At 67.4% G+C, this 12,474-nt stretch carries 11 protein-coding genes; 5 read left to right on the top strand and 6 right to left on the bottom strand.

Going from position 1 to position 12,474, the window contains the following annotated elements; genetic code table 11:
* Window positions 1-10 precede the first annotated feature (10 nt).
* Window positions 11-1,495: a CoA-acylating methylmalonate-semialdehyde dehydrogenase gene (locus tag MUE36_02355; protein ID MCU0309770.1), complete on the bottom strand. Its 1,485-nt coding sequence runs from the start codon at window positions 1,493-1,495 to the stop codon at window positions 11-13.
* Between the two features lie 13 nt (window positions 1,496-1,508).
* Window positions 1,509-2,669: an amidohydrolase gene (locus tag MUE36_02350; GenBank protein ID MCU0309769.1), complete on the bottom strand. Its 1,161-nt coding sequence runs from the start codon at window positions 2,667-2,669 to the stop codon at window positions 1,509-1,511.
* Window positions 2,670-2,694: 25 nt separating this feature from the next.
* Here MUE36_02350 and MUE36_02345 point away from each other — a divergent pair, with 25 nt between their 5' ends.
* The 3 genes from MUE36_02345 to MUE36_02335 all read left to right on the top strand — a co-directional run bounded on the left by MUE36_02345 (window position 2,695) and on the right by MUE36_02335 (window position 5,044).
* Window positions 2,695-3,564, top strand: a complete 870-nt coding sequence (locus MUE36_02345; protein MCU0309768.1) for a hypothetical protein — start codon at window positions 2,695-2,697, stop codon at window positions 3,562-3,564.
* A gap of 294 nt (window positions 3,565-3,858) precedes the next feature.
* Window positions 3,859-4,521, top strand: a complete 663-nt coding sequence (locus MUE36_02340; GenBank protein ID MCU0309767.1) for a DUF433 domain-containing protein — start codon at window positions 3,859-3,861, stop codon at window positions 4,519-4,521.
* Between the two features lie 31 nt (window positions 4,522-4,552).
* Entirely contained in the window at window positions 4,553-5,044 is a 492-nt protein-coding gene (locus tag MUE36_02335) for a hypothetical protein (protein ID MCU0309766.1), read from the top strand.
* Between the two features lie 92 nt (window positions 5,045-5,136).
* On the opposite strand, the gene MUE36_02330 is transcribed toward MUE36_02335, so the two are convergent.
* The 4 genes from MUE36_02330 to MUE36_02315 form a co-directional block, all read right to left on the bottom strand.
* Window positions 5,137-7,716, bottom strand: a complete 2,580-nt coding sequence (locus tag MUE36_02330) for a relaxase domain-containing protein (protein ID MCU0309765.1) — start codon at window positions 7,714-7,716, stop codon at window positions 5,137-5,139.
* Between the two features lie 181 nt (window positions 7,717-7,897).
* Window positions 7,898-8,326, bottom strand: a complete 429-nt coding sequence (locus MUE36_02325; protein MCU0309764.1) for a hypothetical protein — start codon at window positions 8,324-8,326, stop codon at window positions 7,898-7,900.
* Window positions 8,323-8,544, bottom strand: coding sequence for a helix-turn-helix domain-containing protein (locus MUE36_02320; protein ID MCU0309763.1), 222 nt, complete (start codon window positions 8,542-8,544; stop codon window positions 8,323-8,325). Before MUE36_02320 ends, MUE36_02325 begins: the two co-directional genes overlap by 4 nt.
* Before the next feature lie 235 nt (window positions 8,545-8,779).
* A complete protein-coding gene (locus MUE36_02315; protein MCU0309762.1) occupies window positions 8,780-10,288 on the bottom strand; it encodes a fatty acid--CoA ligase family protein in 1,509 nt (502 codons plus the stop codon).
* 756 nt (window positions 10,289-11,044) lie between these two features.
* On the opposite strand from MUE36_02315, the gene MUE36_02310 reads away from it, so the two are divergent.
* Both MUE36_02310 and MUE36_02305 read left to right on the top strand, forming a co-directional pair.
* Window positions 11,045-11,548 (top strand): hypothetical protein, encoded by a 504-nt coding sequence (locus MUE36_02310; GenBank protein MCU0309761.1) that lies wholly within the window; start codon window positions 11,045-11,047, stop codon window positions 11,546-11,548.
* Window positions 11,549-11,835: 287 nt separating this feature from the next.
* A complete protein-coding gene (locus tag MUE36_02305) occupies window positions 11,836-12,294 on the top strand; it encodes a GNAT family N-acetyltransferase (protein ID MCU0309760.1) in 459 nt (152 codons plus the stop codon).
* The last annotated feature ends 180 nt before the right edge of the window (window positions 12,295-12,474 follow it).

The following is a 12,474-nucleotide window of genomic DNA, read 5'->3' as shown; positions in this document are numbered from 1 at the left end:
GTGGCGGACCTCAGTCGTTGCGGGGGAACCCGAGGTCGATGGTGCTCGTGCCGGGGGTCGGCCAGCGCGAGGTGACGACCTTCGGTCGGGTGTAGAAGCGCAGGCCGTCGGGGCCGTAGATGGCGTGGTCGCCGAAGATCGAGCTCTTCCACCCGCCGAAGGAGTGGGACGCGACCGGTACGGGGATGGCGACGTTGATGCCGACCATGCCGATGTGGACCCGGCGCTGGAAGTGGCGAGCGGCCGCGCCGTCGGAGGTGAACAGCGCGACGCCGTTGCCGTACGGGGTGGCGTTCACGAGGGCGATGGCTTCGTCGATGTTCGCGGCCCGCACCACGCCGAGCACCGGGCCGAAGATCTCGTCGTCGTAGACCCGCATGCCGGGCGCGACCCCGTCGAGGAGCGAGCAGCCCAGGAAGAAGCCCTGTTGGCGCGGTGGCGTCGACCCGTCGACGACCACCCGGGCGCCCTCCCCGGGGGCGTTGACGACGTAGTCGCGCACCCGGTCCCGGTGAGCGGCGGTGACGAGCGGTCCCATCATCGAACCGGGCTCGTCGCCCGGCCCGACGACGATGTCGGGGATGCGGGCGGCGATGGCCTCGACGAGGGCGTCGGCGATCGGGCCGACCGCGACGACCACGGAGATGGCCATGCACCGTTCCCCGGCCGATCCGTAGCCGGCGCTGACGGCCGCGTCGGCGGCGGCGTCGAGGTCGGCGTCGGGGAGGACGACCATGTGGTTCTTGGCGCCGCCGAGGGCCTGGACCCGCTTGCCGTGGGCGGTGCCGGTCTCGTGGACGTGGCGGGCCACGGGCGTGCTGCCGACGAAGGAGACGGCCGCGACGTCGGGGTGGGCGAGGATCGCCTCGACGGCCTCGGCGTCGCCCTGCACCACGGTGAGCACGCCGTCGGGCAGACCGGCCTCGCCGGCCAGTTCGGCCAGGCGCAGCGCCGCCGACGGGTCCTTCTCGGAGGGCTTGAGGACGAAGGAGTTGCCGGCCGCGATGGCGTTGGCGGCCATCCACAGCGGCACCATCGCCGGGAAGTTGAACGGGGTGATCCCGGCCACCACCCCGAGCGGCTCGAGCACCGTCTGTACGTCGACCCCGCCGGCCACCTCGGTGCTGAGCGCGCCCTGGAGGAGGTGGGGGAGGCCGCACGCGAACTCGACGTTCTCGATGCCCCGGGCGAGCTCGCTGGCGGCGTCGTCGAGCACCTTGCCGTGCTCGCTGGTCACGATGGCGGCCAGCTCGTCGCGGTGGCGGTCGAGCAGCTCGCGGTAGCGGAACATGACCGTGGCGCGGGTCTTGAGCGACGCCGCGCCCCAGTCGGCGGCCGCCGCCGCGGCGACCTTCACGGCCTCGTCGACCTCGGCGGCCGAGGCGAGGGCCACCTCGCCGGTCTGTTCCCCGGTGGCGGGGTCGAACACCGGTCCCGACCGCCCGGAACGGCCCGGCCGGGGGTGCCCGTCGATCCAGTGGCCGATGGCTCTCATGGGCGGGGTCGGCTCAGAGCCGGTAGAGCCGGCGGCTGTTCTCGCCCATGATCTTGGCCTGGACGGACGGTTCCAGGGTGCCCATCTTGGCCTCGACGCTCTGCAGCGGGTCGGGGTAGAGGCAGGTCGGGTGCGGGAAGTCGGTCTCGAACAGGATGCGGTCCTCGCCGACGGCGTCGATGAGGTCCGGGAGCTTGTTGCGGTTGTTCTCGAACCAGAAGGTGGCGTACATGTTCGTGCGGAAGTACTCCGACGGCGGCTTCTCGAACTTCTCGAGCTCGTCGGGGGCGTTCTCGCCCATCTCGTAGTCGAGCGTCTCGAGGATGAACGGGATCCAGCCGACGCCGCTCTCGACCGACACGGCCTGGAGCTTGGGGAACCGGTCGAACACGCGGGACAGGATGAGGTTGGTGACCACCCGGGCGTTGCCGATGAACAACAGGGTGCCGCCGATGGCGAGCTTGGTGCCGTCGGCCTGCGACGGCCAGGGGTAGTGGCCGTAGAAGGTCATGCCGGTCACGCTGGCCCCGATGTGGAAGTGCACCGGGAGCTGCAGGTCGGCGCACACCTCCCAGAACGGGTCCCAGGCCGGGTTGGCGAGGTCGGGGGCGCCGAGGTCGTGGGGGTCCGAGGTCATGTTCACGCCGCGGGCGCCGAGGCCGGCGACCCGGGCCGCCTCGTAGGCGCAGGCTTCGACGTTCCAGGCGGGCATGAGCGGCATGGGGAGGAGGCGGTTGTCCGACTCGGCCTGGATCTCGGCCATGCGGTCGTTGTAGATCTCGATGGTGAGCCGCTTCAGGGCCTCGTCCTCGATCATGCCGAGGTCCTGGCCGCCGAGGCCGATGGTGCTCGGGAAGATGACCTGGGCGTCGATGCCGAACTCGTCGAGGACCTTGATCCGCTCCGCGGGGTCGGAGGCGCCGGCGTGGGCGTCCTCGGGGGCCCAGGTCATCAGCGACTCGATGGCCTTGTGCTTGTGGCCGTCGCGGCCGATCACCGCGCCGGCGGCGTAGATGCCGAGGGGGTGGCCGTCGAACACCCACGACGGCTGACCGTCGATGACCTCGACGTGGGGGACCCGGTCCTTCACCGAGGCGGGCGCACGGCTGGTGAACAGATCGGCGGTCTCGGACCAGTGGCTGTCGGCATCCACGACGAAGAGGTTTTCTAACATGGACGTCAACTGTAGCATCGGTCACATGACAGTCGCTGAGGTCAACGGGTTGGACGTGGCGTACGAGCTCATCGGGGACGGGGAGGAGACCTGGACCATCACCCCGGGGGGCCGCTTCACCAAGGAGTCGCCGGGGGTGCGCGAGCTGGCCGAGGCCCTGGCCGCGGCCGGGAAGCGGGCGCTGATCTGGGACCGCCCGAACTGCGGCGAGTCGAGCGTCTGCTTCGAGGGTGACACCGAGTCGAGCATGCAGGGCGACACGCTCGCCCAGCTGCTGCGCCAGCTCGAACTCGGTCCGGCCGTCATCATGGGCGGCTCGGGGGGCGCCCGCGTCTCGCTCCTCACGGCGGTGCGCAACCCCGACGTCGCCAAGGGCCTCGCCATGCTCTGGGTCTCCGGGGGCACCTACGGGCTCATGTCCCTCGGTGTCCACTACTGCGGCGAGTCGATCCGGGCGGCCTGGAACGGAGGGATGGAGGCGGTCGTCGAGCTCCCCGAATGGCAGGAGGTGCTCGAGCGCAACCCGGGGAACCGCCGGCGGTTCCTCGACCTCGACCCGGCCGACTTCCTCGTCACCATGGACCGGTGGATGCTGGCGTACTGCCCGTGCGGCGACGCCCTGATCCCCGGCCTGCCCGACGAGGAGGCTCGGGCCTTCACGCTCCCGACCCTGGTGTTCCGCAGCGGTGAGAGCGACATGCACCACACCCGCGCCACGAGTGAGTCCCTCGCCGCGTTGTTGCCGAACGCCACCCTGGTCGAGCCGCCCTGGCCGGACACGGCGTGGATCGACCGCCAGGTGGCACGCGAGGCGGACCCGGAGGCCGGCCTCTTCGCCCGCTGGCCCGAGCTGGCCCCTCAGCTGCTCGACTGGGCCGACTCGTCGGTCGGCTGACCAGCCGCATCCGCAGCGCCCCCGCCAGGATTCGAACCTGGGCACACGGTTTAGGAATGCGACCTCGTCCGTTCGGCTGGTGCTGCCCGGTGTCGTCGTATGGGCTGTTTACCCTGCTCAGAGCCTTGCGTGCGTCCACCTAGTGTCGGGCGGTGTTAGCCGATCTCGGGCCGTTGGCGTCCCACTAGTGGGACACTCTGATGGGACACATCGTCTGGCGACCTCTCGGGCTGGCACGGGACATCCGACCGGAAAGCTCGGAACCGGCTGGGCCAGACGGCTACCGTCCAGCCCGTGGACAGGGTCAGCAGCATCTTCGAGGGCTGTTACGAGGCGAACCGGGCTGCTTCGCTAGCCGGCGTTCCCATCTCGACCGTCTACGACTGGGCTCGTAAGGGAATTGTTTCCCCATCGGTGTCCAAGGAGCGCCCAAAGCTCTGGTCGTACGGCGACCTGATGTCCCTTCGGATCGTCTACTGGCTTCGCCATCCGAAGCATGCCGACCGTGTGCCGGCGAGTCCGATGAGTCAGGTGCGGAGAGCGCTCGTACAGCTCGAGGCCCAAGGAGTAGATCTTTGGTCTGTCGGCGAGGGTGGCCATGCGAGCCCTCTCTGCGTAGACCGAACGGGACAGGTCATTATCCGGGAGAAGGACCAGGTCCGGGATCTCGCTGGGCAGGGGCCATTGGCCTCCGATCTCCTTGATGTGCTCGGCCCGTTCGATGTCAGCGCCGACGAGTGGGGCCCTGACCTCCGCCGCCCGATGCCTCATCTCAGGATCGTCCCGGGCAAGGTGAGCGGGGAGCCACACCTTGAGCACTCACGGCTCACGACGTCCTCAGTTGTTGCGCTGGCCGACCGAGGGTTCACGCTCGAAGACATCCGTCGGCTCTACCCGGACGAAAGCCCGGAGGCATTGAGAGAGGCGATCGAGCTCGAGCATCGTCTGGCGGCCTAGCTCGGTGGAGGCGGGCGCAAACCCAACTCGGATGGCTCTCGATGTCAACTTTCCCGAGCCGATCCTGGCGTCTTTGGCGGAGTTCCTGGTTGATGTCGAGCTGATTCCTGTTCGGCGTATTGATCCAGCGCTCTCCGAGTTGGACGATCGGGCACTCATGCTCGCGCTTCGCCAGGAGGGCTTCGACTGGCTGATCACGAACAACTATCGAATGCTCCGCAACCCCAGTGAGTTGGCGGCGATTCTCAAGGCGCGAATGAAGATTTTCGCCATTCAAGGCCTGGGGTCGGATCCACTTCGAGCCACGGGGGCTCTGCTGCTCGATCTACCTGGGGCGGTCCGGCGATCCCGATCTGGGCGTAGCGAGGTTTTCTGGTCACGTCCACGCAACCCCGAGCCCCAAGATCCATGGGAGCTTCTTGAGCGGGCGGCGGATCATCGGCACCAGGAAGCGGCGGCGCTCTACGAGGAGGTGGCAGTTTCCGACGAGGAGGCTGCGCAGCCGTGGCGAGGGCGGGACTGACTCAGACAGGGTTGCGCAGGGGCGGTGTAGCGGAGGGAGCGAGCTCTTGCTGAGCGCAGCCTGGTTGCGTGGCTCGTGCTCTCGCTTCGGTGCTAACCGAAGAGGTCGTCGGTGATGTCCCATCCGACTGACGGCGGCTCGACCGCTCTGGTCGGAGGTGCTGGTTCGGGTTGGCCGGTGTCGATGGCGAGGTCTTTGGCGGTGGTGCGTTGGAGGGCTCGCCGGAGGACGTTGGTGGGATCGGGTCCGGGTTCAGGTGGGCCGTCGCTGAGGTCGACGCCGCGGGGTGGTTCGCCCGTTATGTAGATGCGGTTGGTGTGGCGGCCGCGGCTGAGGGCGACGTAGCCGCTCTCGCGGGTGAGCTCGTCGGATCCGAGCAGGAGGGCGTGGTCGACGGTGGCGCCCTGGGCCTTGTGGATGGTGGTGGCGTAGCCGTGGGCGATGTGGCCGCCGTCGAGGTAGTAGGCGGGCAGGGTGACCTGGTGCTTGAGGGTGGCGATGGTGATGGTTCGCCGGTCAGGGTCGACGTGGGTGATCGAGGCGCGGGTGCCGTTGTTGACGCCGAGCCGGCGGTCGTTGCGGAGACAGACGATCTGATCCCCGGCCTGGAACGGTCGCTCGTTGACCACGAGCTCGGGGCCGGTGAGGTGGCCGGCTCGCTCCAGGACGGCTCGGGCGCGGCCGTTGAGCTCGTCGACGTCGGCTCGGCGGTAGGCGAGCATCGCGGTGGTGTCGCCGGTGGCGTACAGGGCCCACCAGTCGCTGATGAGGCGCCGGCGGAGGATCGGGGCGGCTCGGCAGGTCACGATGCGGTCGTGGTCCTCGTAGGCGGCGAGGGCGTGGGTGGTGTCGCCGTCGCGGAGCTCGCCGAGCGCGTGGCGTTCCCAGTCGTCGCGTTGGCGGCGGTTCTCGACGAGCTGGATGGGGTCGAGGCGTCGGACAAGTCCGGCGAGCACGCCACCGGCGTCGATCTCGGGGAGTTGTCGGGGGTCACCGACGAGGACGACTTTGGCGCCGGCCCGGTCCGCGGCGTCGAGGATGGGGGCGAGAGTTCGTGTTCCGGCCATGCCGGCTTCGTCGATGACGAGCACGGTGCGGTGGTCGAGATGTTGACCACCGTTGTCGAGCTCGATCCGCAACTTGGCGAGCGTGGTCGAGGGGATGCCGGCTGAGCTCTGAAGCTCTTGGGCGGCGATGCCGGCGACAGCGGCGCCGAGGACCCGGTAGCCGGCGTGGTGCCAGGCGAGATGGGCGGCGTCGAGCGTGAAGGTCTTGCCGGTCCCGGCTGCGGCGGTGACGACGTCGACGCCGTTGCCGCTGCGGCAGAGTCGCACGACCATCTCGGCCTGCTCGGCGCCCAGGGTCGGGCGCCCGCGCAGGACGTTCGACACCTTGTCGGTGGGGACGACGCCCGCGCCGGTGCAGGCGCGGGCGCATGCTCGTTCGACGAGGTGGGTCTCGAGGGCGATGAGTTCTGCGGTCGACCAGCGCTGGCCGTTGAGCGCCGGGATGATGGTCCCGTCCGTTCGGCGGATCGCCTCTGATTGGGTCGGTTCGGACGACCTGCCGAGCCGGATGACTTCGGGATGGGTGAGGAATCGGTCGGCCAAGGTCTCGATGCTGGCCACGGTCGCTCCTCGTGGTGCCCGTTCGGCGAGCGATCGCAGGACGTCGCGGCGGTCGAACGTGGATGCCTTGGTCGTCAAGCCCTCCGGGGCCAGGAGCTGGGCGAACAGCGAAGTCGGGACCGGTTCCGGGACCGATCTCGGGACCAAGTCCGGGACCGATCCGAGGTCACGTGGGTCCCATCCAATGTCCAGGGCCTTCTCGGTCCACAGGGTCTTCATGGATTGGCCGTGGTCGGGTGCGGTCTTGGCTTGCCGTGTCTCGAGCGCGGCGAGCTCTGCGGCGCGAGCGGACCGGAACCCCGTCTCGCTGAGGTGCTCCTCGATCTGGCGGCGCCGATCCGAGAAGTGCCGCAGCACAGTCTTGGGGATGCCGGCCACATCGGCGATCCCGTTGCGGACCGCCTCCCAGTCCACCCCGAGCCGCTGGGTGAGTTCGGCGCGCAGGTGAGCTTCGTAGAGGTAGCCGGCGGTCTTGGCGTGCAGGTACAACAACCGGCCATCCAGGGTCCGCCACCGCCCGTCAGGGCATCGCGCCATGTTGGCCACCAGGACGTGCGTGTGAAGGTGCGGGTCCCCCGCCCGGCTCGTGCGATGCCTAAACGCCGCGGCGACGAGCCCTTCGACTTCGATCTGGTGGGAGCCCTGCGACCCGGTCCGTGAGCGGGCGGCCTCGCGCTCCACGTAGCCCAGAGCAGCGTCGACGGCTGCCTCGTGGGCTTCGCGAACCTGCGTGGCGATCGGTTCGTCAGCGAGCCCGACGAGCAAGGACACCGACTTCGGTGCCCGGAAGGTGAGGTCGAAGCCGGCGATTCGTCGGCCACCGAATCGGCCGAGCTGTTCACCGGTGGTCGGGTCGAGGCCCGACCAAACGGCATGGAGGTCGTCGGCCGTGACTTCGCGGTCGAGCCCGAGCTGGTCAGCGGCGCTGCCGACCCAGCGACCAGGTGCCTCACCGACGCCGCGGTAGTACTCGTCGACACCTTCGGCGACCGCAGCGAGGTAGTAGCCCTCGCCCTGGAGATGGATCTTCCCGATGCTCGGCACGGGGCCACTCGGCCGAGTTGCTCTTGCCGTAGCTGGTTGTTCCGGATCCGGTGATCCCGTCCCGGTCCGGGACCGTGGCACTCTGGTGAGTGCAAGTTCGTGACTGGTTCCTGGGGTGCTTTCGTGGGGATGGCCGGGACCGGGGAGGGCGAGGTGGAGGGAAGGCTGGATCGGTGGCGGGTCATGGTTCGAAGAGGCGGTTGCGGGGTGTTAGGGGAGCGGCATGAGCGGTTGGTCTGGCGGCGCGTGAGGCGACGGAGGTCGGGCCCGCGATGTCCGATGGCTGTGGTCGGCGGAGCCCGGAGGAGTGGAGGTCGATCCGGTAGCTGGCGGCACCGAACCGGCCGGTCAGCTCGTCCCTGCTCGAGTGGCGTTCGACGAGACCGGACTCGATGAGGATCTGGAGGGCTCGGGCGACGGCGTCCTTCGAGCGGCCGAGCGCAGTCGCGAGTGAGCGGACGTCGACCCTGACAGGCGCAAGCGGGCGTAGCGCGTCGGAGCGGAGCACGAGCTCCTCGAGCACGAGCCACGCCGTCGGCTCCAGCGAACGGCGGACCTGGAGTGCCGGCTCAGTGAGGACGAGGATCGGTGTCTCGTCTACCGGCTTCACGCCGCCTCGCCGCGGTTGCTCGTGGTCGGGGCGCCTTCGATGAGCCGGCGCAGCCGCTCACGTGGGGCGCGCAGGCTTCGTCCCACCCTGATCACCGGCAGGCCTTCCCCGGTGCTCAGGTAGCGCTTCGCCTCCGCGTACGCGGTCGTTCGGCTGATCCGAAGTAGTTCAGCAGCCTCCGTGACGGTGAGCAGCTCCGGCCATTCGTCGAGTGCCATCTGGGTCTCCCAGGGTCAGGACGGCACCGACGCGTAGCCGTCTCTCCCTTACCCCACTCCCGGAGTCGGCTCGCGTCGCGACTGGGCTACGTCATCGCCCGTGTGAGGAAGTCGGCGCTTCGGATCTGAAGGGGGACTGATCCCTGGGTGAGGGTCACGGTGCGGCGAATAATCCGCTCCCCGATGAGCTGGCAGCGAGCCTGCGAACCGGCGGCGGCGCGTGGTCCCAATTCGTTCAGTTCGACGGCGCAGGGGTGTCGAACAGATCGGCTTCGAGCATAGTCGGCCCCTCCCCTGAGGACGCCGACAGGTCCTGGTGGACCCTCAGTAGCGCAGCTCGTTGAGGTGTCGAATCGGCCGCAAGGGGCAACTCTGCGACCACCACGATGCGTCGAGGTGTCGAACTGGCGGGAAGCGAGGCGCGGCAGTGGGCGCGCAGTCTGCTGTTCAGATCCTCGACGTGGGCCGACGGAGCAGGCACCACGAGGGCGATGATGTCTTCTTCGCCGGGCACCCTGCTGGGGACACCGAGGACGGCGGCGACGAGGACGTCGGGGTGAGTTTCGAGGACTCGCTCGATGGTAACGGGATCGATTTTCTGGGCTCCGCGTTGGATGAGGTAGCCCAGGCGCCCGGTGATGGTCACGGTGCCGTCGGGTTCGATGCGGGCGAGGTCCCCGGTTCGGTGAGCGCCCGCGCAACGGGCGAATCCACCGTCGGCGCCGATCGTCCCCTCCATGTGCGCGGGTGAGTTGACGACAAGCTCCCGGTCACCGTCGGCGGTGTCGGTCAGCTCGACAGTGACGTCGGCGAGCGGTCTCCCGATCGTCGTCCAGCGCTGAGCGGCCGGGTCCCAAGGGCGGCTCATGATGGCCACCCCCCCGAGCTCGGTCGACCCGTAGCCCGAGGTCACCGGGCACTGGAACGTTCGCTCGAGCTGCTCGGCCAGGGCGGGCAGGATCGCCGAGCCGCCGATACCGACATGCAGGAGCCCGGGCGGGGGCCGGTCGGCTCGGGCCCACTCCCGGACCAGGCGCTGGGCCGTGAGCGGTGGGACTCCGAGGTTCGTGGCGCCGTCGTGTTCGAGAGCGGCGCTCACGTCTGGAGCCGAACTGCTGGCCGGGATCACGAGCCGCTCACCCATGAGGAGGGCGCGGAACACCATGGTGAGCCCTGCGATCGAGCGTTCATCCAGGCCCGTCAGGAACGACAGTCCGTGCGGGGACCGTTCAGCCAACAGGGCGAGCCGCTCGGACAGCGGTCCCGGCGCCGCCTCTGATGGGCGGAGCAGTTCGTCTTCAACAGCGGCCGTATTCCACAGGCCGTGACCGAGGCTGCGTGCGGTGTGGACCACCTGCTTCGGGTGACCGGTGGTGCCCGATGTCTCCAACACGATCGCGAAGCCACTGACCTCTTGGCGCCACGCCTGGTCGGCGAGCACCACCACGTCGTCCCCCCGACCGACGTCCAGCGCCACTGGCGCCGCAGTGCCGGGGCGGGCCCGCCCGAGATGCACCGCCCGGCCGGCCATCACCGCCCCGAGCACGAGGATCACAAGATCCCCGCGCGTCGCCGGACTCCAAACCACATCGGTGGGGCCAGTTCGGGAACCGAGCACCTGCGCGACCGCCTGCACCCGGTCTGCGAGATGGGCGTACGTCGACGACCCCCGACCGGACTCGGTCAACGCCACGGTCTCTGGCGCCGCCCTGACCCGCCCTGCGAAAAGCGCCCCGACGTCCACGAGCCCACCCTCCGATCGCTCGTTCGTTGACGGTAGCCGCAAGCCTGCGTCGGAGCCGTGACGCCGCCACAGGTCGTGGCTCGGGTCGGATGGCCCCGTTCGCGATCTGCCGATTGCTGCGACTCCAAGTTGGCCAGGACCGATGTCCCCGACGGCGGACACCGCTGCCTCGGTCCGTTCCCTGACACGCAGACGATCGTTCCGGTCCACGGCTCGGCATCCACTTAGAAACAGCTTTGAAGCTTTCCTTGCGTTCGGAGTGGTGGTCTGTCAGTCTAGGAAAGGAGTTAAGCGTCGTCGCTTTCTTGGTAGCGCGGGACGTTCAAGTAATTCCTCTCATGCGGGACCCAATTTTTCAGGAGCTCCCATGTCGATCGCGAAACGTGCATTACTCCTCATCATCTGTGGGCTGGTAGTCGGTCTAGCGGTGGGGGGTGTCGTTCCGGTGCTCGCTGGTGGCCCTGCAGAGCCACCACCCCCCGTCGCATACGTCGACGGGAGAGAGGTCAAGATCGGTGATGCGATTGGACAGGCCAAGCGCGACGGGGACAAGTGTGTCGTAGTCGAGCCGATTTCTGTAAGCGCGATGGTGCCCGACGGGGGCGAACCCGGGGCATCGGTGCGATGGGAGTTTGACGAGAATTGCGCAGCGATTATCCGCGGGATCGATGCACTCACCCCGCACCAAGTAGAGACGGAGCGAATGCCACCTGATGGCGGCAGGGCGCAGGTGCCGGCGGAAAGGGGTGGACAGGGATGAATCGAGCGGGGCGATTGGCAAGCTCGGTGGCGGTGATTGGAGCGATTGCTTCGCCGGCGGCCATCGTGGCGAACAGCTACGTCAGTGCTGAAGCACACAACGCCAATCCTATTCATGTCCATAATGCCTTCTCCAAGAGCGTCATTCTTGAACAGTTTGGAGTGACCGCTACCGAGATATTCTTGGGTTGGGAGTTTCAGCAGTCAGCCTCTGCGATAGGTAATCAAGTCCTGCACGGCGACTCGTATTGCTATCACAGTGCCTTTCCGGGCTGGGCCATTACCAACTGCGAGTATCAAGCCTACAAGAACACCGCATCGTATGGGCAGGAAGTTAAGGCAGACATGTGGGGGGCCTTCTACAGCAACTTCGGGCCCGCGTACGAGATGCACACTTATGGTCATGTGTCGAATGCCGGGAATGCCTACAAGTTCGGTTGTGACCTCACATTTGGGTCGTTGCCCGTTCTGTGGAGCAATGTCTGTTCTGGGGCTTGGTGACGGACACACTTGAGGTTGGCCGAGGCAGGGCCCATTTCTCCAGAGGCTGAGACGGCTCTCTGAAACGACTGACCATGTAGGGGCGACAAGTGACACAAACCGGTCGAGGTGGGAACGAGCCGGAGTCATTGCCCTACCGCGGCAGGTATGTGAGCCTACGTCCAATCACTGGTTCGGATTACGAAGCGCTCCGGCTTGCTGAACTGGATCCACGGATTGGGACTCTGTATCGACACCGTGGCACGACGCCTAGTCCCGAACAGTGGCTAGCCTCCCTCACTCAGGGTGTGCTGTGCAACTTCCTTGTCGTGCGGAATGGCAGTGGTCAGGTCATCGGGATAGTTGCGGCCTACCAGGCCGATTTCCGAAATGGGCACGCGTACATCGCTCAGTACATCTTTCCGGATTTTCACGGGGTGGCATGGCCGCTTGAATCCATGGTGATCTTTATCGACTATCTGTTCCTTGTCTTTCCGTTTCGTAAGCTATACGGGGCGACTATCCAGAATTCAGCGAACCGATTCGAGACAGCTTTCGGGGAGGTTTGGATAGAGGAGGGTCGCCTGACAGAGCACGAGTATGTCAATGGCGCCTACGTCGACCTGATCACCGTTTCGGTTACCCGTGAGCGTTGGGCCAGGCACCGTGCCACATTGGAGGAATCACGCTTGCTCGCAGCAGTGGAGGGCAAGCGCCCTGGCGCCCTCGCTATGGATGGCGACAAGAACCTGCTGCGAGATGCCTGAACCGGTTGGGCTTGCGGACTTCTGTCGGGGGTTTGAGGACTTCTTCGACCTTCGACCGGGGTCGGTCGAAGGTAGTTCTCAATTGGTAGGTGATCTCGGCTTCGACTCCATAATGATGGTGGAAGTTGCAGTTCTTCTAGAAGAGGTTGCTGCCGGCCCCGTTCCCGATGAACTGTTGAT

The organism is Acidimicrobiales bacterium, from assembly GCA_025455885.1.
In the GTDB taxonomy this organism is placed as follows: Bacteria; Actinomycetota; Acidimicrobiia; order Acidimicrobiales; family Acidimicrobilacustridaceae; genus Rhabdothermincola_A.
The sequence above is the reverse complement of the archived record's forward strand: the minus strand, read 5'-3'. Positions and strand labels throughout refer to the sequence as shown.